Source organism: Candidatus Schmidhempelia bombi str. Bimp, from assembly GCF_000471645.3.
Taxonomy (GTDB): Bacteria; Pseudomonadota; Gammaproteobacteria; order Enterobacterales; family Orbaceae; genus Utexia; species Utexia bombi.
This window is the reverse complement of the sequence record NZ_AWGA01000024.1, coordinates 53,937-78,229: the sequence shown is the minus strand read 5'-3', so window position 1 is coordinate 78,229 and position 24,293 is coordinate 53,937. Positions and strand designations below refer to the sequence as shown.

Below are 24,293 nucleotides of genomic sequence, written 5' to 3'. Positions count from 1 at the left end.
TTTTTTGGCTGATAACTGTAACGATAAACTCTGTTAGTCGTTTTTTATTGTCATTTTGGACTAAGGAGAGCAAAATTAATCATGTCCGCAATAAAAATGAAACGTGTTTTGACCACCCCAGCACTTGTTGCCTTCGGTCTTGCTTATATGGTTCCCCTAGGAATTTTCACTACGTACGGACAAGTAACCACGTTGAGTCAAGGTCATCTGCCTATTGCTTACGTTATTACCCTTGTTATGATATTTTTTACCGCTTTAAGCTATTGTCGTATGACCAATTTGCTCCCCCTTTCGGGTTCTGCATATTCTTATGTACAACATACGTTTGGTGGGCAAATGGGATTTCTAGTTGGTTGGGCACAAACGCTTGATTATTTATTCTTACCAATTTTAAATTATATTGTGCTAGGGCTTTATCTACATGAGTGCTTTGAATTTATTCCTGCATGGGTCTTTATCCTTGCCTCCCTTTCTGGGGTAAGTATTTTAAATTATCTAGGCATAAAATTGATTAACTCGGTCAACTTTACGTTAATTGTTTTACAATTAATCTTTATTGTGTTATTCATTATTTTAGCTTTTTCTGGTGCCGATTTAAGTCCTGAAAATTTAATCAAACCATTATTATTCCATCAAGGTGATATTGGTGGATTACTATCTGGCGCGGCCGTTTTATGTTTAGCATTCTTAGGTTTTGATGCAATTGCCACATTAGCTGAAGAGTCCAATAATGCAACAAAAACATTACCTAGAGCAATTTTATGGACAGTGGTTATTGCTGGCAGTATTTTCTTAATCGTATCTTATGCGGCTCATATTGCCTTTCCTCATTGGCAAACCTTTGTGGGTAAAGAAGATACAGCAAGTCTTGATGTTGTTCATCATGTTGGTGAAGTAAGTCAACTCAAACTTATTAGCGGAAATTTTCTTTCAAGTTTCTTTTTAGCTGCTTATTTAACAGGGGTTTTTGCTTCTGCCATGACAGCTCAAACAAGTATTTCAAGAATTTTATTTGCCATGGGACGTGAAGGCGTTTTACCAAGAAAAATCTTTTATCGGGTTCATAAACGTTTTCATACGCCTCACTTAGCCATTTTATTTGTTGCTATTTTTTCATCATTATCCTTAGTCCTACCACTAAGTTTGGTGGTCTCGATGATAAGCTTTGGCGCGCTGGTTGCTTTTACTTTTGTTAATTTATGTGTGATTAAGAGTTACTTAATTAACCGCAACAATTATACCGCAGCTAATATCTTTAAATATGGTTTATTGCCAACAATAGGTGTTATCTTATCAATATGGTTATGGACCAGTCTTGATAAAATGGCCATGACGATTGGTCTTGTTTGGTTAATTATTGGTTTTTGCTATCTGTTATTTTTAACCCGTTTATTTACCAAAAAAGTGCCATCTATGAGTGATGATGAATTAAAAAATATCATTAATTAATAGTGCATTAAGCTTACCCTTTATCTACCACAAGTTCAATAATGGATTTGTGGTAGTTTTTTATTATATTTATTTAATCAAACTAATCATATAATATTTAATAGGTTACCCATCATACGCTACAATTGTTAGTATAATCGATGCTAATATAGCGTTAACATTTTCTTTCCAACACTAATACCCAAAAAATCAAATAAAATATAAAATGATAAAAATGTGTTATTCCGTTTATTGTGAATTAAAACGTAATTTGATAAAAACCACGTACAGCAACAAAATTTCATATATCAATAGCATAGAATAACTTCTAACAGTTGAAAATCAGACTTGTTTTCATTGAAAGTATTTTATATTGGTATAGTAATCAGCTTTTCTGATGGTATAAATTAACTACTACTTAAAAAATAGTGGAATAAACCTTAACCTATCGACATTGTAACTTTATCTGCTCATTAACAAGTAATAATACAAAATATTAAGAATAATGGTCTATGCAAATCAATCTATATAAGACGATAAAGATTAAGAAAAGTTATGTTATTGACTTATGTAGCGACCGAATGAAATTAGTCAATCCTAAATCAGATCGTTGTCTACAGTTATAATCCTCTAGCTAACTCATTAATTCACTAACACTTTCTTTATCAATACAATGAACTAGCACAATTAACACAAGAAACCTTTGCTCTAATAAATAGTTCACGTAATACCCATTATAACGCGTATTTGCTTATCAACTCTGTTGTAAAAAATTTTGGTTAAACGTACTTAAAATAGTTAACCAATTAATTGAGAAAAAGTAAAAAATAACAATAAACTAGCAGCAAAGCGCCAAAAAGAAACTATTAAGTAATCCTGACCCACATTGTGTGCCAATGCTAAGTGAAATATTCATTACATAAGCTACAAATTTACTATAAGAAATAATAAAAAAACCGAATGTCTAATTCGGTTTTTTATAAAAATCGATTGTTGATTTATTGCTTAACTCGACGCATATATTGTAACTGTCGTCTCTCTTTTCTTCTAATCAATAACCAAGAAATAAAGCCAATAATACCAACAATTAATAAAATAATGGTGGCTAACGCATTAATCTGTGGATCCACCCCTAAGCGTACTTTAGAGAAAATAAGCATTGGTAAGGTCGTTGCGCCTGGTCCTGCCACAAAACTAGCAATAACTAAATCATCTAATGATAACGTAAATGCTAATAACCAACCCGATACTAAGGCTGGGGCAATCATTGGAATAGTGATAATAAAGAAAACTTTTAATGGATTAGCCCCTAAATCCATCGCCGCCTCTTCAAGAGATTTATCCAATTCACGTAATCTTGCGCTAATAACAACAGCAACGTAAGCAGCACAAAATGTGGTGTGAGCAAGCCATATAGTAATAGCACCACGATCTTTAGGCCAACCTAATGTTTGTCCCATAGCAACAAAGAGTAAAAGTAAGGCTAATCCAGTAATGACATCTGGCATAACTAAAGGTGCAGTTGTCATAAAGGAAAAGAGATTTGAGCCTTTAAAACGGCGAAAACGAACAATAGCTAATGACGCTAATGTCCCCAATACGATTGCACATGTTGCTGACGCTATGGCAATGCTTAGACTTAATAATACTGCTTTAATCAAAGCACTATTATTTAATAATTCATAATACCATTTAGTTGAAAATCCAGCCCATACGGTGACTAATCTTGAACTGTTAAATGAGTAGATAACAAGCATTAACATAGGGATATACAAAAATGAAAGTGCTATCATTAAAATAAATGCTTTTAAACATTTTAACTTTAATACTATAGTTACAATCACGGTAAATATAACAGAAAAGAGTAAAATACCTAACACTATTTCTTTATGTAGATTAACATCGCAATGAAAATCGAATATTGATATTAAATTTTCGTTAAAACTGCAGTGTAGTTCCATTATCGGAGTTGATGAAATAAATACCGTTAGCAAAAATGAGATAATCAAAGTACTAATAAATATACTTAATGCTGAACGTATAATAAGCGCATTATTCATTATTATTTTCCTCTCATTTCATCATTTTGGTATTTATTAAAATAAAATATTGGTACGATTAATATCAATAACATCACCGATGCTACCGCTGCTGCCGCTGGCCAATCCCGATTGTTGAAAAACTCTTGCCATAATACGCGGCCAATCATAATTGTATCAGAACCACCTAGCAATTCTGGAATTACATATTCCCCTACTGCAGGAATAAATACCAACATTCCTCCAGCGATCATACCGCTACGAGTTAAAGGAACGATAACCGAGAAAAAGGTTTTTATTGGTTTGCAACCCAAATCTAAAGCAGCTTCAACCAAAGAGTTATCTATTTTGATCAGTGAGTTATAGATAGGTAATACTACAAATGGAAGATAAGAGTAAACGATACCAATATAAACGGCTAAATTGGTATTTAACATAACTAATGGATGATCAATCACACCAAGCCAAATAAGAAAATTATTTAATAAGCCATTATTTTTCAAGATACCCATCCAAGCATACACACGAATGAGAAATGATGTCCATGATGGTAAAATAACTAATAATAATAGAATATTACGTACTGAAGGCTTACACTGTGATATCGCCCAGGCCAGCGGATATCCGATTAAAATACAGAGTATTGTTGATATACAAGCAATTTTGAGCGATTGTAAATAAGCACTAATATAGAGTGTATCATCAAACAAGTTGAAATAATTTTCAAAATTTAATGATATATTTAGTATCTTCTCTTGCCAATTAATTAAATGTGTATAAGGCGGTATCGCCCTAATCATTTCAGCAAAACTAATTTTAAACACAATTAAAAATGGCAATAAAAATAGCAATGTCATCCAGAGATAAGGAACGGCGATGACGAAAAATCGCCCATAAAGTGTCACTAAATCAGAATCGTCATGCAGTTTTTTTATTTTCTTGTATGAAAAATAAATTAATAATCCACCTACAGGTAAAAATAGGATACTGCCTAAAATCATCAATTTATAAGCAAACCGAGATGCCTTACATTGCGTTAGCAATAAACCTAATAATGAAATTAGGTAGCTAATAATCATTAAACTAAAAAATAAATCAATAAATACCACGTCAAAAAGTTGATGTGCCATCAATTTTTGATATACATAAAACAAAACAAGGGTATTTAATAAAAAACAAGACCCAATGGCGCGCATTGATAGCCTCCTATTATCAAAAACAGAACAAATTATTCAGTTAATACAACACAGCTATCAACATCCCAGCTTAGGTAGATATCATCTCCCCAAGTAGGCATTCCTTTTCGATACCGATCTTCATTTTGTAACTGTGCAATAAGAATTTGCCCGCTACGTAATTTGACATGATAAATAGAAAGATCGCCTAAATAAGCAATATTAACCACTTCCCCAACGGCATAGTTGTAACCTTGCGCTGGAATTTCTTCACATATTTTAATTTTCTCAGGACGAAGAGCCACCATCGCTGGCACACCTTCAACAACTGGCGAATCATAATCAACCTTAATCGGATGCTTTAACATCGGACAACTAATAATTAACCCATCTTCTAGTGTCTCTTGCAAAATCCCATCAAAAATATTGACAGATCCAATAAATTCAGCACTATAACGACTATTTGGGTGCTCATAAATTTCTTCTGGCTCCCCTATTTGAACAAATTGTCCTTTATTCATAATGGCAATACGTCCTGCCATTGTCATCGCTTCTTCCTGATCATGGGTCACCATCACACAAGTAGCCCCGACTTTTTCTAAAATATCGACCACTTCAAGCTGCATACGATCACGTAACTTTTTGTCTAATGCCCCCATTGGTTCATCAAGTAATAATAAACGTGGGCGTTTAGCTAAACTACGCGCCAAAGCAACGCGCTGACGTTGACCTCCCGAAAGTTGATGTGGTTTACGTCTGCCATATTCTTCCATATGTACCAACGCCAACATTTCATGCACTCGTGCTTTAATTTCCTCTTTATCTAATTTATCTTGTTTTAAACCAAAAGCAATATTCTCCTCGACCGTCATATGAGGAAATAGTGCATATGACTGAAACATCATATTAATTGGGCGTTGATAAGGAGGAACTTGGGACAATTCTTGACCATCTAGTACAATATGGCCTGATGTCGGTTGCTCAAAACCAGCCAGCATTCTTAATAATGTTGATTTACCACTACCTGAAGCCCCCAATAGCGCAAAAATCTCTCCCTCATAAATGGTCAGATTTACATCATCCACCGCATAATAATCACCAAATACTTTCGTTAAATTCTTTATTTCTAACAACGGCGTAATCATTTTCTTTTTATTTGGGTGAGTCTGAATTATATTTTCATTCATTTCGAGCATTCCTTACTAACATCATGCCACAAAAAAACGAGACGGTAGGTAATCACCTTCCGTCTTTTCATCTTTTTAATGGTTATAGGAGACCAATATAACGCGATAAATCACTATATGGTTGCCTACAACACTTATTTTATATTATTTACCCGTTCTAATTTTAGTCCAGGTACGGGTAATCACACGCTCTATCTTAGGATCCTGTACTTTTAGGGTGAATAATTTTTCCATTGTTTCAGGTAATGGATAAACAGCCGGATCACTACGAACATCTTGACGTATAAAAGCATCGGCAGCTTTATTGGCACTAGCAAAATTAACATCATTCGTCACTTGTGCGGCTATTTCAGGACGTAAAATAAAATTTAAAAACGCATGCGCTGCTTCTGGATCTTCTGCATCTTTTGGGATAGCAAACGTATCAAAGAACACTAATGCGCCCTCTTTTGGAATATAATAGCGAACTTTGACGCCATTTTTCGCTTCATTGGCACGATCGCGCGCTTGTAATATATCACCAGACCAGCCAAGCACCACGCAAATATCACCATTAGCAATATCGTTAATATATTGAGAAGAATGGAAATAGCGAATATGCGGTCTCAATTTATTTAGCAAGTCATAAGCCGGACCCGAATAATCACTAGCCTTGGTACTATTTGGATCAAGTCCTAAATAATTTAACGCAGTAGCAAACACCTCTGAAGGCGCATCAAGGAACGCAACCCCACAATCTTGTAGTTTGGCTAAATTTTCAGGTTTAAAGACTAAATCCCAGCTATCAACAGGCGCATCCTCTCCTAAACGGGCTTTAATCATATCAACATTGTAGCCAATCCCTGTCGTCATCCAAACATAAGGAATAGCATATTTATTATCCGGATCATGGGTAGACATTAATTTCATTAAATTCGGATCAAGATTGTTCCAATTGGTTAATTTACTTTTATCTAATGGAAGATAGATACCGGATAAAATCTGACGAGCTAAAAAACTATCTGACGGCGATACAACATCAAAACCAGAATGTCCTGCCATTAGTTTACTTTCTAATACTTCATTAGAATCAAACACATCATAAATGACATTAATATGGGTGGCTTTTTCGAAATCAGATATAGTTGAGGAGCCAATTTGGCCGGCCCAGTTATATACTTTAACTACATCCTCTTTCGCCATAACAGGCATTGATACTGATAATGTTGTACCAAAAACAATTGAAAGAACCGCTAGTAACGGCTTTTTAGAAAACCATTTTTTACGTTGAATAAACATCCGCACAACTCCCACTCTCTCGGGTGAAACACAGTGTTGAACATAATGTTTGATAGTAAATAGTTAATTTATATCAAACACCCAAATTTTGTTGGTTATACAAAATTGAAGTAATCGCGAGTCAGTTATCTTATCGTTAATCACCCACCTAATAATCGGTATAGAGTTATCTATATAACTGATTTATTATAACGCTTTTGTACTAGTAGAGATTACAGACAAAAACTTTTTATAATCAAGGACACCACCCTCGCTTTACGAACGAAAGAATACCTTAAATAGAAAATATGTCCATAGATAAAAGACGAACAAGCATAAATTTACAACAACTGAAGGAAAAACATTCAAAGCTAAAGGTTCAGTAAAAATTGATCATTAATTATAAATTAATTTATCTTAAATTTTGGGTGTATATGAATTGATTAAATCAAAATGGACCGTGCTAAAAAACACATTAACCCTAATTAATGAAAAATTTTTAACGATAACTCACTAGCATTATTATGTTTAGTAACAAGTATCTCGCTCTGTTTTAATTCACTTACTATTTGTAAGGCTTCTTCTTCCACTTGCTGCATAAATAGCAAAAACTGTGACCGAGACACGCCTTCGCCACAAAGCACACTATGCATTAACACTAAATTTGGATGACCTTCATCTTGAATATCAAGATAGATTTTTAAAATTGGAGAAGCCGCATTAATCGCACTCATTTCGGCGATAAGGTTAGTAATCATACTTGCCCGAACGGCAATACGAACATAATAGTAAAGAATATCATCTATCAAAGTTAACTTAGCATTAATAATGTCATTATTGCTGGTTAATCTTTTTATGTATAGCTCTTCCCCACTCTGACTGCGATAATATTCGGTATTGAGTTCCGTTAACCAATACATAATAGATTGCAGATCAAGTGACATCTTTATCATAGTTGATTTACCTGTTATAAAACTATACAAAAAGGGGCAAATTATAATGATTTATTCGGTAATAAACAATAAATGAAAATGGCGAAAAACTAACAGTAGTTTATAAGATTAGAATAGGATTAACGCATTTATATGAAAAAGAATCTAATTCGAAAATTGCCAACCGTTCTATAAGTCATCGATGATAACCCAATACTTTAATACTTATCATATTGAATTTTGGATTAAGAATTGTTCAATCCCCCTTAGGCATTATTAGCCTGATATTCTGTGCATAAATAACTTTAAAAATACAGTAACTATCGAACCAATAGCTTGTTAAAGCAAATAATCGCCCTATAGTATTATCACTATTATAGATTATTTTATTCACAACTTTTCAGGATTTGATCAGAGGCGAAATATGATAACCGTTCTTTCTCCAGCAAAAACGTTGGACTATACGACACCAATCACAACAAAAAAGTTTACACAACCACAATGTTTGGAACAGGCTTCAATTCTAATTGAACGATGCCGTCAGCTCAGCGAAGAGCAAATTGCTACGTTAATGAAAATTAGTTCAACGTTAGCTCAATTAAATCATGAACGTTTCGCAAATTGGCAACCGCCTTTTACGCCAAATAATGCCAGAGCGGCGGTGTTCGCATTTAAAGGTGATGTTTACGAAGGTTTGCACGTTGATGATTTTAGTGAGCAAGATTTAAATTTTGCACAAGCTCATATGTGTATATTATCAGGTCTTTATGGAATACTTCGTCCTTTGGATCTCATCCAGCCTTATCGGCTAGAAATGGGGATCCGGTTGGTTAATCCGTTAGGGAATAACCTTTATCAGTTTTGGCAAAATACCTTAACCACTATGCTAAATCAACAATTAGCTGAGCAAGCTACTCCTTACTTAATTAATTTAGCCTCCGATGAATACTTCAAATCAATTGATATTAAACGCTTAAATTTCCCTGTCATTAAACCCGTTTTTCTTGATCAGAAAGGAGCGGAATATAAAGTAATCAGTTTTTATGCCAAAAAAGCGCGTGGCTTAATGAGTCGTTTTATTATTAAAAATCAAATAACCACTCTAAACCAATTATCTGAATTTGATTTAGGCGGTTATCGATTTGATAAACATCGCTCAACCAAAACAGAACTAATTTTTACTCGCCCTCAACTTATCAATGTATAATCTATTATAGATGTAAATCAATATAAGCCGATAAGGTATTTTGAGTAAGATAAAATGTTGAGCGATAGAATTATGAGATTAATTAGAGGTAAGTATTTATTTTATTATCTTAATTTTTTCAAGGCAAAAAACGCTTTATAACTTATTGATTTATTATTACAAATAATCAAAAGCATAAATAAAATCAATCTGAGATAATATACGTTAACTGTGTTAGAATAGATAAAAAATATATCTAAGGAATGACTAAATGAGTATAACCATTAAAACGCCCGAACAAATTGAAAAGATGCGTATTGCAGGTAAATTAGCTGCAGACGTGCTTGAAATGATTGAATCTCATGTAAAACCAGGTATATCCACTGGCGAATTAGACCAAATTTGCTATGACTACATTGTTAATGTACAAAAAGCCATTCCAGCTAATATTGGCTACCATGGTTATCAACATACTAGTTGTATATCTATCAATGATGTCGTGTGCCATGGAATTCCTAGCTTCGATAAAAAACTAAAAGACGGCGATATTTTGAATATTGATGTTACCGTGATTAAAGATGGTTTCCATGGTGATACCTCTAAAATGTATATTGCTGGCAAACCAACTATCTTAGGACAACGCTTATGCCAAGTCGCTCAAGAGAGCTTATATCGTGCTATTCGTTTAGTGAAACCAGGATTACGTTTACGTGAAATAGGTAAAGTTATTCAACGTTACGTTGAATCCGAGGGCTATTCATCAGTACGAGAATACTGTGGGCATGGTATCGGTCAGGTTTACCACGAGGAGCCACAAGTATTACATTATGCCGCCGATGATGGAGGGGTAATTTTACAACCGGGCATGACATTTACTATTGAACCCATGATCAATGCTGGTGATTGGAAAACGCGGACCATGAAAGATGGTTGGACAGTAAAAACCAAAGATCGTAGTCTATCAGCGCAATATGAACATACGCTATTGGTCACCGAAACGGGCTGTGAAGTATTAACCTTGCGTAGTAATGAGGCGTTCCCACGTATTACGGAACATAACTAATCCTACCATTATGCACCAAATTATCTTTTATATTTGGTGCATAGTTATAGTTAATATATTACCACTTTGCATTTTTCGATTACTTCTATTACGCTACCCACTATTTTGATTATTACCAAATAGTTCACTAATGCAATACTATATCGAGCACAAAAAAGGCAAAAAAATAGCATCATAACTAATTTATGATGCTATCTGAACTAAAGACAAACTGTTATTTGTTAGGTTTTATCGCACTCATTGCGCGACGCACAAAGTTGAAACAGATCAATGCAAAAATAGCTAAACCTAAACATTGTGCAATAACACTCGTATTCTGACCAAATAGAGCTTGCATATACTTTTCTAATGATAATGGTGCCTCTTCGCCGCCATTACTGATACTTATCACAATAAATACAGCTAAAATAACACCAATTAGACTCTCACCAACAATAAATCCAGAAGAAATTAATGCTGCTTTACGATCGACTTTTTTATGTATTTCGGTAAATTCAGCTGGCGTCGTTTGTTTCTGTACTAATTTACGAATAACCCAAGATAAAATCGCACCAACAATTAATGGTGTCGTAATCGTTGGAGGTAAATAGATACCCATACCCACCGCAAGCGCTGGCAAACGAAATTTAGATTGACGTTTAGCTAAAATTAGATCAATAGCAATAATAACAGCACCAAGAATAAGACCAATAATAACCATATTCCATTCTAATTTATGGGAGAAAATCCCTTTAGCAATGGTGGTCATTAATGTTGCTTGTGGCGCTGGTAGTACTTGAGAAGGGTCCATATCCGCACGAGGTAAAGCACCCGAGAAACCATAAGCATGATATAGAATATCCAATACTGGTGCGATAACGATGGAACCAACAACGCAACCCACTAATAATGCAACTTGTTGACGCCATGGTGTTGCTTTAACTAAATAACCTGTTTTTAGATCTTGTAAATTATCATTCGAAATGGTGGCTATTGCCAATACGACACTCGTAGTAAACAGTGATAAAGCGGTAGCAAATTGGGTACCCTGAGCTGAACCTAACATGCCATCCAATTCACCTATTCCAAGTAAGATAAGGGAAATAATTGTAACAGCGATAATACCGATACCTGAAATCGGGCTAGCCGAAGAGCCAACTAATCCAGCCATATATCCGCAAGCAGCGGCAACTAAAAAACCAATAACAAAGGCAAAGATTACCGAGCTACCAATCAATATCCACCCAGTACTTGCGGAAAGTCCACTATCAGCAACAAAATGATGAAAAGTAAATACCAAGATAACTAACATGGCAAACATAATCATTAAAATGGTTTTTGGTGATAAATCTTGTTCAACCCGAGCAATTTTTTGAGAATTGTTATCCGCCTTTAATGAACGAAATGAAACCTTTAACCCTTCAATCACAGGTTTAATTAATGATAATAGCGTCCAAACCGCAGCAATAGCTAGTGTGCCAGCACCAATAAAACGAAGATCGTGAGACCATAATCCCATACCTATATCAGAAAGAGACGCATCGGATGAATACACCATGGAGGCACTTAAGATAGGCTCGATCACTCCCCAAGCGATAAGATTACCGATCAAAATAGCAATTCCTGACACAATACCGACCAAATAACCAGCACTTAATAAAGCTAGAGAAAAGCCCATTGGCAATTGAATAATCGCTTTACCTTGAGTAAACCAATAAGCGGTGCTATCAGAAATAACGCGAAAGCCATTAGTCAGAACACTAACAACAGCTGAAATGGCGCTACCAAATAAAATATCTTTTAATCCATTATTAGACTGTTTATTACTTGTTGTACCATCCTTATTTTCTTCATCAGAATGGCTAGCTTTTAAAATTTCAGCCGCAGCCACCCCTTCTGGATAAGGTAAATCACTTTTAACAACCATAACATGACGTAATGGAATCGAGAAAAGTACGCCTAACATTCCGCCAGCAGAGCAAATTGCCATGGTTGTCCATAATGGAAAATTTTGCCAATAACCGATCATCAATAAACCAGGTAATACAAAAATAATCGATGATAATGTCCCAGCTGCTGAAGCTTGCGTTTGTACCATATTATTTTCTAATATGGTAGAACCAGAAAATGACCGTAAAATAGCCATTGATATAACTGCCGCAGGAATAGCTGATGAGAATGTTAATCCTACCTTTAACCCTAAATAGACATTCGAGGCAGTAAAGACTACGGTTATTAGCGCACCGAGAATCATGCCTCTTAATGTCAACTCTTTAATATTATTCATAATAATTTATAACTCAGTATGATAAATTTGTTTATTATAACCTGATTTAACAATTTTTTTCATGAAAAATAAGCGCGAAAAGATTAAATAATATAAAAATTAATGAGGTACTTATCCACAATAAGGATGAATTAGCTATTTTTTTACTATTATGATATTTATCAACATAAAAAGATAATCCTTACAAGATAATCGTTATTGATTGAATTTATTTGCAAAACAAATTGATTGAGCTTACACTTGTTCGCTAAATTAACAAGCCAAATATCTAAGGTAAACTATGTCATTTGAAAAAAAATCTTCCTATACAAAAGAAGACCTGATCGCTTCAGGTAATAATCAATTATTTGGTCAGGATGGGCCACCATTACCGTCAGATCAAATGCTAATGATGGATCGTATTATAGAAATGAATGAAAATGGTGGTCATTTCAATAAAGGATTCATTGAGGCTGAATTAGATATCAATCCAAATTTATGGTTCTTTAAATGTCATTTTAAAAATGATCCTGTTATGCCTGGTTGTCTAGGATTAGATGCGATGTGGCAGTTAGTTGGTTTCTATCTAGGCTGGATGGGTGGTAAAGGAAAAGGTCGCGCATTGGGCGTTGGCGAAGTGAAATTTACAGGTCAAGTATTACCTACAGCAAAAAAAGTGACTTATAAAATTCATTTTAAACGTGTAATTAACCGTAAATTAGTTATGGGATTAGCCGATGGTGAAGTTTATGTCGACGGTAAGCTCATCTACCAAGCAACGGATCTTAAAGTAGGGCTGTTCCAAGATACACAGACATTCTAATTAACGATTGGGGCAAGTAGCCCCATTTGTTAATCATGACGCCTTAGATAAAGGCATCGAGTTTACTCGCTAAACTAAAAATTAATGAAAATAAATTAGTTATTTATCCTATGCTTATTATCATCGCATTACCGTATTTAATCAAACTGATGGCGTAATTTTTACTAACAGTATAACTTGCTCCTGCTTTATTAGGTTTCAGTATAAGTTAAAACCTATCCTATAGATATCCATAAGATAATGTCTGGTGATTAATGTCTTATTTGATAAATGACATTAAACCTTATGCGATAGACGAAAATTCATTATTTATCTATATCACGGTAGGTAGATAAGTTTTTATCAACTGAATTGAGTTTATTTAAGCTTTTTTAGCTGAGCTATCACTTAAAAATAAACAGAGCGGATTTAAGCCATCATTTTGTCGAAAATTTAATCCTATTATAGCGCTAAATCCGCTAGTTATGATTTATGACACTTGAATAAATTCTTCACGCAATTGTTTAATTTCATCACGTAAAGCCCCTGCTTTCTCAAATTCTAGATTTTTAGCGGCTTCGTACATTTGCGCTTCTAACTCACGAATTTTCTGCTGTACTTCACCTGCTGATAATAAATGATACTCGCGACCTTGCTCATACAAATGACGTTTATTCCCTGCTTTTTTATGGCTCATCGTGACTTCAAGAATATCTTTTACTTGTTTACGTACCGATGTTGGTGTAATACCATGAGTAAGATTATGCGCTTCTTGTTTTGCACGACGTCTGGCGGTTTCATCAATGGTTTTTTGCATGGCCGGCGTAATTTTATCTGCATATAAAATCGCTTTACCATTTGCATTACGTGCAGCACGCCCAACCGTTTGAATTAATGCACTTTCTGAACGTAAAAATCCTTCTTTATCGGCATCTAAAATAGCAACCAACGAGACTTCTGGAATATCCAACCCTTCACGTAACAAGTTAATACCAACTAAAACGTCAATTTCACCTAAACGCAAATCACGAATAATCTCCATTCGTTCCACGGTATTAATATCTGAATGCACATATTTCACATTGATATTGTGTTCAACCAAGTAATCGGTTAAATTTTCTGACATTCGTTTGGTTAAGGTTGTAACTAAAACGCGCTCATTTTTATCAATACGAGAAGTAATTTCCGATAATAAATCATCAACCTGCGTGGTGGCTGGTCTAACTTCAATAATGGGATCTAATAATCCTGTCGGCCTTACTACTTGCTCAACGATTTCTCCCCCTGACTTCTCAAGTTCATATTTAGCTGGGGTTGCAGAAACATAAATGGTCTGCGGCATGATATTTTCAAATTCACTGAATTTTAAAGGTCGATTATCCAACGCAGAAGGCAAACGAAAACCATATTCAACTAAATTTAATTTACGTGAGCGATCGCCATTATACATTGCACCAATTTGAGGAATTGCCACATGTGACTCATCAATAAAAAGTAGCCCATCTGCCGGTAAATAATCAAATAAAGTCGCTGGCGGTTCACCCGGTTGACGCTGGGAGAGATAACGTGAATAGTTTTCAATACCTGAGCAATATCCCAATTCATTAATCATTTCAATGTCAAACAGGGTGCGCTGAGTTAATCGCTGCTCCTCAAGTAAGCGATGATTATCCAGTAGTTCCTTTCGTCGGATAGCCAAATCTTGCTTAATTTGATCAACGGCTAGATCTAAGCGATCTCTAGGCGTAACATAATGCGTTTTAGGGTGAATTGTTATCCGTGGTACATCCGTTAATACTTGTCCCGTAAGCGGATCAAAAATTGAAATACGTTCAACTTCATCATCAAAAAGCGCGACTCTTACTGCATTAGCCTCAGAATCAGCTGGATAAATATCAATCACATCCCCCCGTACCCGAAAGGTGCCACGCGTTAAATCAAAATCATTACGTGTATACTGTAACTCAGCCAAACGAGTCAAAATCGCTCTTTGATCGGTAATGGTACCCCGGGCTAAATGCAAAATCATCGCCATATAGGTTTCGGGTGCGCCTAACCCATAAATAGCCGATACAGAGGCCACAATCACGACATCTCGACGTTCAAGTAATGATTTAGTCGCGGATAAACGCATTTGCTCAATATGCTCATTAACCGATGCATCTTTTTCAATAAAGGTATCAGTTGTTGGCACATAAGACTCTGGCTGATAATAATCATAATAAGAGACAAAATATTCTACGGCATTTTCAGGAAAAAATGCTTTCATTTCACCATATAACTGAGCGGCAAGCGTTTTGTTAGGCGCCAAAATAATCGTAGGTCGATTATGTTTAGCGATCACATTTGCCATGGTAAACGTTTTTCCCGATCCCGTGACGCCAAGTAATGTTTGATGTGCGATCCCATCTTCAAGATTTCGATTAATTTGATCAATTGCTTCTGGTTGGTCACCCGCTGGTTTAAAATCAGAACACAATTTAAACTTTTTCATGCCACTTCTTCCTACTATTAAATTTTGCCTATCAATAAAAATTATCCCCAAAAAAGCTTGACCTTTACCATTTTATTATTATCGATTTTTTAAATTGTTAACCTCATTAAATTTGTTTTTATATACGCTCTTGATTTGTTATAACTAATTGATTTTATTATATATCAACTTAAATGATGACATTATAGCCAAATTAACTCAAAACCTGTAGTCTCTAGTAATAACAAAGTTTGTAAATAATCTATTCACAGAGTTATCCACAACCAACGGGGATAACTTTTAAACGCCTTGCTACTATTGGAAAAATCAAATAAAATTGGTGAGTTATCGTATTTTTCTATTTTTGTTAAATGGTAAATTAATCGCCATTAACCAATTTTTTTTCCTATCTATTAAAAATTATTGATAGCTGTAATCTTAATCTTTTGCTAAAATTTCGTTTTTATATTGATAGTTATTTGCTTTCGTCGGTACAAAAATCAAACGATGAGTGATACAGCTTGGCGCATCGTCCTCATAGTGTGAAACGAACAATAATTGGCTATGACCTGCGGCCATGACAAAATCAATCCAACTTTTGATCAAATCACGACTATTTTGATCTAAACCTTGCAACGGTTCATCCAAAATCAGTAACGTGGGATGTTTGACTAAAGCTCGTGTAATTAATAACAAACGCTGCTGTCCCCATGACAAAGCGCTAAACGGTTGTTCTGCTTTATCCAAAAGATTAAGTAATTTTAGCCACTGATTAGCCAAAGTATATTGACGATCGCTGATTGTTGTGTAAATACCAATTGAATCCATGTAACCTGAAATTAAAACCTCTCGTACTGAACTTGATACCCGATAATCAAGGTGTAATTGATGACTAACATAGCCAATATGGCGTTTGATCTCCCAAATAGTCTCCCCGCTACCGCGTTTTCGCCCAAATAAAGTGAGATCATTACTATATCCTTGTGGATGATCACCTGTTACTAAACTTAACAATGTCGACTTACCAGCCCCATTAGGTCCTATAATTTGCCAATGTTGGCCTGCCTCAACTCGCCAATTTAATCCATCAATAATCGCTTTACCATTATAGTGAACATATCCTTGATTCAGTATAATGCGCGGCACATCATCATCTAATTGGATCATTTCCTCATCTAACAAAGGTAATTGATTAACAGAAGATAATGCTGGATTTAGCGATGGTTTGATCATTTTATCTTCTAACATAGACGGTTTAAGACCACATTCAACCAGTTGCTTATCACGTAATATTCCCAGATATTGGACAAATTGAGGAATATCACTAAAACGATTTAATATTAATATTGTTGTTATGCCTTTTTTAGCAAAATTTGCTAATATCATGGTTAATTGTTTACGCGATAAGGCATCCAATCCATCAAAAGGTTCATCAAAGACAAAGAGATCGGCAGGTAACATAAATAAACGGCACAGTAATACTTTACGCATCTCGCCTGTCGATAAATATTTAAAATGCCTATCTAGTAAATCTTCTATACCAAACTGTTTAGCTAACAAGCGACAGCGATCGATGTCAATAATACTATCTTGAATAATATCAATAACTTTACGACCATGATTACCTTCTCCCTCAAGATATAGATCAGTATTATTATATTGCCATTCCTGATCTATCCATTTTTGTAGTCGTTCTAATGACAAATAAGCAATGGATTTAAATTGATTAATCTGCTGACCTTGCTGTAGTATAAGTTCACCAATTAAGGCTTTTGCTAATGATGATTTGCCACTCCCATTGCGTCCAATAAACGCCCAGTTTTCACCTTGTTTGATGGTTAACGAAGGAATGGAAAGAAGTTGAAAATCACTAATACGGTAAATCCCATTATTGACTATTATCATAATCACATCACTGTTTAGCTAATTGTATAGAGTTGCTACTATACCTCACTAAACGATTTAACATAAATGATAATAAGATAAAAAATAGTTAAACGTAATGGATAAACAATGCGTTGATTAACCATGATTGATGGATACCAATAACCTGTCTCTGATGAGCATCAATATTCATGATGAGTAATATGGTGACAATACGTGTTTATATCAAGATGATTTATAAATAATTTTTTGATCGATTAAATCGTTCATAACCACCCATTTTAGGCTATAATGAATAACGTTAGTACATATATGTCACATATAACACCATTAATGTTTTAAGCTGCTCAGTTCTAACTAATTGCTATGATGGAAACGATTTGGTATAGGGTGCAAAAAATGAAAAAATTCCTTGTTGCTATTGGTTTATTATCTGTATTTACAGTTAATGCAACGCAAAAAATTACTGTCTTTGCCGCTGCGTCCTTAACAAATGCCTTACAAGAGATTAGCCATATTTATCAGCAACAACATAATGATCAACAGATTATTTTCTCTTTTGCCTCTTCCTCAACGCTGGCGAAACAAATTGCGCAAGGCGCACCGGCAGATATTTTTATCTCAGCAGATCAACCATCGATGGATTATCTAATTGATCATCATGTTATTAAACATCAACAACTACTGCTACGCAATTCTCTTGTATTAATTACCCAAACTAATTCAACGTTACCCCAAATCAAGATTGATTCTGCAACAGATTGGAACGTTTTATTACCAGCAGGGGAAAGAATGGCTATAGGTGATCCGGACTATGTCCCTGCTGGAAAATATGCAAAACAGTCGCTAACAAATTTAAACAGTTATCATCGACTTGAACCGCAACTTGCTCGAGCCAATAATGTTAGAAGCGCATTAATGTTAGTCGAAATGGGTGAAGCCAAATTAGGGATAGTTTACAGCACCGACGCGAAAATTAGCCAGAAAGTCAAAGTGATTGGTCAATTTCCTAGCCAAAGTTTCGCGCCAATTGAATATCCGATCACCTTAATAAATAATTCTGCTAACGCTTTTTATAACTTTATACTTTCAGATCAAGCTAATGTTATCTTTAAAAAATATGGATTTATCACTGAATGATATTAAGTCAGTATGAATGGCAAGTAATCTGTCTCAGTATAAAAATTGCGGGAGCAGCTATTTTTTTTAGCTTGCCATTGGGTGTTTTTATCGCTTGGTTATTAGCTCGCCGGCAATTTATTGGCAAATCATTATTAGACAGTCTTATTCATCTGCCTTTAGTTTTACCGCCTGTCGTTTTAGGTTATTTATTATTGCTAACGATGGGTAAACAAGGCGTGATTGGACAATGGCTTTATATTTTATTTGGTATCAGCTTTAGTTTTAATTGGAAAGGTGCCGCCTTAGCCTCTGCTGTAGTAGCATTTCCCCTTTTAGTTCGTTCAATTCGATTGGCGATAGAGGCTATCGATCCGCGTTTAGAAAACGTGGCAAGAACCTTAGGCGCTAGCCCATTGCGCGTCTTTTATACCATCACTTTACCACTGGCTTTACCAGGTATTTTTACGGGGATGGTATTGGCTTTTGCGCGTTCGTTAGGTGAATTTGGTGCGACGATTACTTTTGTATCGAATATCCCCGATCAAACTCGAACGCTACCATTAGCAATGTACAGCTTAATAGAAACCCCAGGATCAGAATATGAAACCATGCGTTTATGTATTATTGCCATTTTACTTTCAATGACGGCATTACTTCTTTCCGAATGGTTAATGCGCTGGCATAAAAAAAAACTAATGAGTTAATATGCTATACGTTAATGTTAAAAAAAGATTGCCCTATTTTTGCTTCGATATTGAGCACCAATTTGCGTGCCAAGCTATTACGGCGATATTAGGGGTTTCTGGAGCAGGTAAATCAACATTTATCCATTTAATTAATGGGTTAAAAAAACCAGATCACGGTACTATTGTATTACATTCCACACCACTGATAGATACACAACGTCATATATTCATCCCGCCTGAGAAACGTAATATTGGTACCGTTTTTCAGGAGGCGTTACTTTTTCCTCATTATAAGGTTATCAAAAATCTTACTTATGCCATACATAATAGTATGCATCAAAAATTTAATGAAATTATTACTGTTTTAAATATTGGTCATTTATTAGATCGCTATCCGTCAATGTTATCTGGCGGAGAGAAACAACGCATCGCGATCGCTAGAGCTTTATTAACTAATCCCCAGTTATTACTTATGGATGAACCGCTTTCAGCATTAGATATGCCACGACGCCAAGAGTTACTTAATTACATTAACAAATTAAGTCACGAAATTAACATACCTATCATCTATGTTACCCACAATATCAACGAAGCAAAGCAAATAGCTAATTATGTTGCTATTTTGGAGCAGGGTCGTTTAATTGACTATGGAAAAACCGACAATATATTGCGTAGTCCATATTTAACAAATTGGTTATAAACTTAAATCTCCCTTAGTGTCATACTTTTACTTTCTACCACAATCATCACATTTATTTACATAATTAATAATTTACTGGATAAAAATTCAAATTAATTAACTATGTAAGTTGCGGAAAAAGATATCTAAAAGCGCATTGCTTAATGAATAAGCGACAGATAAGATTCCTCCATAACCGTCGTGTGCAATGATGAATAGATAATGAATGACTATCCATCATTGGTAGTAAAACACAACGCTATTACTAAAGCACTTTAATGCCAAACATAAATGCTAATAATAACTTACATGAAATAAAAGGATATTTAACATGTTGAAAAATGGGCGTCAAGCGCCAAATTTCACCCTAAACGCAACACCGGATCAACAATTATCACTGAGTGAATTCATTGGGAAAAAAGTTATTTTAGTTTTTTACCCTGCTGATTGGAGTGCCGTATGTGGCAGTGAACTGGCAATTATTAATACGTCAGTAGCATTATTAGAAAAATATAATGCCGTAGTATTAGGTATATCTGTTGATAGTAAATGGTCACATAAAGCATTTAGTGAAAAACAGCAGTTACGTTTTCCCTTATTATCCGATTTTGAACCTAAAGGTGCTGTATCCCAATTATATGATGTCTATAATCAACAACAAGGATATAGTAAAAGAGCTATTTATATTATTGATGAAAATGGTGTCATACAGTGGAGTTATCTTCCCCCCGATGAAATTAATCCTGGCGTGGATGGTGTATTGGAAGCCTTAGACAAATTAGCAACGGAGTCATAACATGTCATTAAAACCCCCTGTGTCCGACCATGATCATATTCAAGGTCATTCTCAAGCCCATATTAGTTTAGTTGAATATGGCGATTACCAATGTGGTTATTGTGGTCAATTCTATTATATTGTCAAAAAATTACAGCAACATTTTGGTGATAAAATTAGATTTGTCTTTAGGCATTTTCCATTAGAAGCCCATCCTAACGCTTTACATGCTGCCTTAGCGGCCGAGGCCATGACTAAATATAATAAGTTTTGGCCAATGCATGATATCTTATATGAACATCAACAATCACTGGATGATTTTAGTTTAATTGAGTACGCTAACATGTTGGGAATAAGTGAACAACAATTTAGAAACGATTATAATGATCCCGCTTTAATGGAAAAGATACAGCAAGACATAGAAAGTGGCCTAAGAAGTGGGGTTAACGGCACGCCATCCATCTATATTAATGGCAAAAAGTATGAACAAGATTATTCTTATGAATATTTAGTCAAATATATAGAAAAATTGCTGTAACTTATTTTATAAAACACGGTTATCACAGTTTAATAAACCAGTATTTTGGAACAGGACTGGTTTATTTTTTTATCTTTTCCACTTTAATATAATAGCCATCCTATAGGCTATTATATTAGCGGTCAGTATAATTATTATGTGACAAAGTAGCTGCTAAATGTGCAATTAATCGTTGCCTTTTTTCATCATGCAATTTAACGTCATTATTTAATACGGACCATTCAGGATGTACTCTTGCCGATTGCAATGGTTTAGGGAGCTTACCTAATACCCAACTATCTTGTTCGGGTTTAGTTATAGTTAATCTTTCCCTATTAGCATGACCGCGTATATCTAATTGATCACGTAATAATTGTAATCTGAGTGCCATAAAACAGATCACTGGCGTATCAACACGCAATGCCACCTGTCCCGAAAATTGGTTAATCACTTTTTGTTTATAATGTTTAACTGTCTGCGATAAACCACCAATAGTCGCCCCTATCATCGTTGCGGCACCTAATGTGATTCCGCCTACCGCTAAATCAACACCAATACCAGCTAATGCGCCAGATACCATGCCTTTACCTAAACGTATGCCCATTAATTTCATGGCCTCAACATTAAAAAGATCTTGGTCTAAATGACCTTGTAATAATGGAAGATCAGCTAATGAAAGCGCATTTTGTTCAAATTGATAAAGCTGTAATAAACGTTTAATCGTTTTTTCTTCATATCGCCTAACTTGATGTTGTAGTTGTTCTAGTTCAGTTATATGTTGATGATCTCCCCATTTAATATAAGCCGCCACGTTGACTAATGCTTCTGCAATAATGTTATTGGCATTATGATAACGTTGTTGACGTTGCTGAGATAAGGTCTGCTGCAAATTAGATATAAGCGCGTTTGCTGGTTCAATCAACAGTGCTAAAGATTGGTAAAGCCGTACTTCACCATCAATAGGCGGCAGGACTGCATCGAATCGAATCATAGAATGTATTCCGACTCGAGAAAGTAATTCTCGCCAAGCTTGCTCTTGACTAACAGGACTTGCGGTAAAATTTAAAATCGCTAGTAGCGGTTTATTACTTTCCGCTAAAATAGCTAATTCATCATGATATTTTCCCAACACGGGTTCCGTGACATCTACCACATATAATCCCGCATCACTAGCTAATAACTGTCTAATGACTTTCGCTTCTTGATCAAAACGTTGTTCGGCTTCAGGACTACCCAGAAATCGCTGTAAGCGATCAATACCATCTAACCGTAAATCGGGTGCAATAGTTGTATAAACGTAATCATATAAAGCAGTACTGTCTTCAAGACCGGGCGTATCATAAAAAATAACGGATTGACGATGATCGATAAACAAACTAATTTTTTCTACATGACGCGTGGAGCCAGGTTTATTTGACACATGCCCAAATTCACTATTGCGTGTTAATGTACGTAAAAAGGAGGTTTTACCCGCATTGGCATGCCCAATAATAGCTAGATTAAGTTTATTCATCATGTTGACACTCAAGCAACCAATCCAATTGAGTAGGTATCATCGATAATGAGTGAAGAGATTCACACCAATTTTGATACTGCTTACCGTCATTAATTAGCCAAATAGCGGTTTGTTGAGACAGAGCAGCAAGTTCCGTAATTAAATGAAGAAATCCACGATCGGGGGCGCGTTGACTATCAATCGCAATCAATAATTTTTGTGCTGGTTTAGCTTGTAAAAAATCTAGAATAGCGACTCTTTGCTGACGATCATTAATAAAGCCCAAAAAACAGACATTATTATCATCGGAATAATGCCAATCAGGGGCAATGTCAATTGCAATCAAGTAATGTCCTATACCCTTCTTATACTTTTCATTAATTAAATTGGGTTGATAGTTAACGTAATCAGGATCAATAACTTCTGCTTCAGAATATCTTGGCATAAGACGCGTGGCTAAAGATTGATATTCCGGTAGATCGAGATTAAGTTGTAAAGATTGTTGATAGCGATACCAATTAATACCACAAAACAACATTAGTATAAAACGAACACAGAAACCATAGACAAAAAAGACACCCAAAAGCCAAATAGCCCAACCAGCCCGAACAGTGTTTTCAGCCATCGGAATAAAGCCACTTTGCCTAATCATCGTAATATCAGGGATAGAAAAACCAAACCAATTCGGGATCTTACCTAAATGCTGAATTATACCAACGATATCATCGTTGCTTAACAATGTGGTTTGCCACACAAAACTATAATATTTCCATGAAAAAAGTAGAATAAGGACGAGCAATGCAGACAAAAGAATCATTGTCCAAAAGAAATTGACGACAAAACCAATTCCCCAACGAAGATGAGTACCACATAAAGAAATCAGAGCGGGTATAAATTGCTGATGGGTCCGTTTCTGCGTTATACTCTTAGTTAATCCAATCCAAATTGGTACAACTAAACTCCCTGCTTCTTTTGGTAAAAACAGAAAGCTAAAAAACCAGATAACTAAAGTAACTAGATGTAAACCTAATAAACTAATTAACGCCCAAAATAGATTAATTGGCTGCTGACTAAGCGCAGTAAAAGCCATCCCCGCCCCAATAAAAAGGGCACAAACCACGAGGAATGCTAATACCACATATAACGTTTTTATATAATATTGCAAAGTAGTAGCCAAACCAGTTTGTTGACCAATAACTTGCGCTCTAGCTAAAATCCGCCCAGATAATGTATCTTGAGCGGATTGAGCTTGTCGATTAGCTTGGTTATCAGCAAAACTATCAGTCTGTTCAATCAAACGTATCGTTTCTGCTAACCACAAAGCTTGAAAAGACGACCTTAATGCCAT

General features: G+C 35.2%; 18 protein-coding genes and 1 pseudogene. 9 read left to right on the top strand and 10 right to left on the bottom strand.

All coding sequences use genetic code 11. From position 1 onward, the window contains the following. Positions 1-78 precede the first annotated feature (78 nt). Positions 79-1,449, top strand: coding sequence for an APC family permease (locus O970_RS02770; protein ID WP_105291830.1), 1,371 nt, complete (start codon positions 79-81; stop codon positions 1,447-1,449). Between the two features lie 977 nt (positions 1,450-2,426). Here O970_RS02770 and O970_RS02765 read toward each other — a convergent pair. The 5 genes and pseudogenes from O970_RS02765 to O970_RS02745 form a co-directional block, all read right to left on the bottom strand. After that, the gene (locus O970_RS02765; protein WP_051318584.1) at positions 2,427-3,221 is read right to left on the bottom strand and encodes an ABC transporter permease subunit; all 795 of its coding nucleotides are present in this window, start codon (positions 3,219-3,221) and stop codon (positions 2,427-2,429) included. A gap of 269 nt (positions 3,222-3,490) precedes the next feature. Further along, positions 3,491-4,363, bottom strand: a pseudogene (potH, locus tag O970_RS02760) (putrescine ABC transporter permease PotH); the annotation flags it as partial. A gap of 332 nt (positions 4,364-4,695) precedes the next feature. After that, positions 4,696-5,829 carry a putrescine ABC transporter ATP-binding subunit PotG gene (potG, locus tag O970_RS02755; protein ID WP_024495656.1) on the bottom strand — a complete coding sequence of 378 codons (1,134 nt, stop codon included), beginning with the start codon at positions 5,827-5,829 and terminating at the stop codon, positions 4,696-4,698. A 144-nt stretch (positions 5,830-5,973) separates the two neighbouring features. Beyond that, entirely contained in the window at positions 5,974-7,107 is a 1,134-nt protein-coding gene (locus tag O970_RS02750; RefSeq protein WP_024495655.1) for an extracellular solute-binding protein, read from the bottom strand. A 464-nt stretch (positions 7,108-7,571) separates the two neighbouring features. Next, positions 7,572-8,039, bottom strand: a complete 468-nt coding sequence (locus tag O970_RS02745; protein WP_036562430.1) for a YbjN domain-containing protein — start codon at positions 8,037-8,039, stop codon at positions 7,572-7,574. Between the two features lie 403 nt (positions 8,040-8,442). Between O970_RS02745 and yaaA the strand changes: the two genes are divergently transcribed. Both yaaA and map read left to right on the top strand, forming a co-directional pair. Then, positions 8,443-9,225: a peroxide stress protein YaaA gene (yaaA, locus tag O970_RS02740; RefSeq protein WP_024495653.1), complete on the top strand. Its 783-nt coding sequence runs from the start codon at positions 8,443-8,445 to the stop codon at positions 9,223-9,225. 250 nt (positions 9,226-9,475) lie between these two features. Then, the gene (gene map / locus O970_RS02735) at positions 9,476-10,267 is read left to right on the top strand and encodes a type I methionyl aminopeptidase (RefSeq protein WP_024495652.1); all 792 of its coding nucleotides are present in this window, start codon (positions 9,476-9,478) and stop codon (positions 10,265-10,267) included. A gap of 214 nt (positions 10,268-10,481) precedes the next feature. On the opposite strand, the gene O970_RS02730 is transcribed toward map, so the two are convergent. Then, on the bottom strand, positions 10,482-12,533 hold the full coding sequence (locus O970_RS02730; RefSeq protein ID WP_024495651.1) for an OPT family oligopeptide transporter: 2,052 nt from the start codon (positions 12,531-12,533) through the stop codon (positions 10,482-10,484). 280 nt (positions 12,534-12,813) lie between these two features. Here O970_RS02730 and fabA point away from each other — a divergent pair, with 280 nt between their 5' ends. Continuing rightward, positions 12,814-13,335: a bifunctional 3-hydroxydecanoyl-ACP dehydratase/trans-2-decenoyl-ACP isomerase gene (gene fabA, locus O970_RS02725; protein WP_024495650.1), complete on the top strand. Its 522-nt coding sequence runs from the start codon at positions 12,814-12,816 to the stop codon at positions 13,333-13,335. A 469-nt stretch (positions 13,336-13,804) separates the two neighbouring features. Here fabA and uvrB read toward each other — a convergent pair whose 3' ends face one another. Further along, positions 13,805-15,808: an excinuclease ABC subunit UvrB gene (uvrB, locus tag O970_RS02720; protein WP_024495649.1), complete on the bottom strand. Its 2,004-nt coding sequence runs from the start codon at positions 15,806-15,808 to the stop codon at positions 13,805-13,807. Positions 15,809-16,225: 417 nt separating this feature from the next. After that, positions 16,226-17,698: a molybdate ABC transporter ATP-binding protein ModF gene (gene modF / locus O970_RS02715; RefSeq protein ID WP_024495648.1), complete on the bottom strand. Its 1,473-nt coding sequence runs from the start codon at positions 17,696-17,698 to the stop codon at positions 16,226-16,228. A gap of 372 nt (positions 17,699-18,070) precedes the next feature. Between modF and modA the strand changes: the two genes are divergently transcribed. The 5 genes from modA (at position 18,071) to O970_RS02690 (ending at position 21,471) form a co-directional block, all read left to right on the top strand. Further along, entirely contained in the window at positions 18,071-18,811 is a 741-nt protein-coding gene (gene modA, locus O970_RS02710) for a molybdate ABC transporter substrate-binding protein (RefSeq protein ID WP_202976337.1), read from the top strand. Beyond that, positions 18,808-19,497, top strand: coding sequence for a molybdate ABC transporter permease subunit (gene modB / locus O970_RS02705; protein ID WP_024495646.1), 690 nt, complete (start codon positions 18,808-18,810; stop codon positions 19,495-19,497). Before modA ends, modB begins: the two co-directional genes overlap by 4 nt. Before the next feature lies 1 nt (position 19,498). Further along, complete coding sequence (locus tag O970_RS02700) at positions 19,499-20,179, top strand: molybdenum ABC transporter ATP-binding protein (protein WP_024495645.1); 681 nt, start codon at positions 19,499-19,501, stop codon at positions 20,177-20,179. Positions 20,180-20,489: 310 nt separating this feature from the next. Further along, on the top strand, positions 20,490-20,954 hold the full coding sequence (locus O970_RS02695) for a redoxin domain-containing protein (protein WP_024495644.1): 465 nt from the start codon (positions 20,490-20,492) through the stop codon (positions 20,952-20,954). A 1-nt stretch (position 20,955) separates the two neighbouring features. Further along, positions 20,956-21,471 carry a DsbA family protein gene (locus O970_RS02690; protein WP_024495643.1) on the top strand — a complete coding sequence of 172 codons (516 nt, stop codon included), beginning with the start codon at positions 20,956-20,958 and terminating at the stop codon, positions 21,469-21,471. 115 nt (positions 21,472-21,586) lie between these two features. On the opposite strand, the gene O970_RS02685 is transcribed toward O970_RS02690, so the two are convergent. Together O970_RS02685 and O970_RS02680 are read right to left on the bottom strand one after the other, a co-directional pair. Next, entirely contained in the window at positions 21,587-22,963 is a 1,377-nt protein-coding gene (locus tag O970_RS02685) for a DUF3482 domain-containing protein (protein WP_238610579.1), read from the bottom strand. Next, positions 22,956-24,293: a DUF2868 domain-containing protein gene (locus tag O970_RS02680; protein WP_024495641.1), complete on the bottom strand. Its 1,338-nt coding sequence runs from the start codon at positions 24,291-24,293 to the stop codon at positions 22,956-22,958. The genes O970_RS02685 and O970_RS02680 overlap by 8 nt, the downstream gene beginning before the upstream one ends.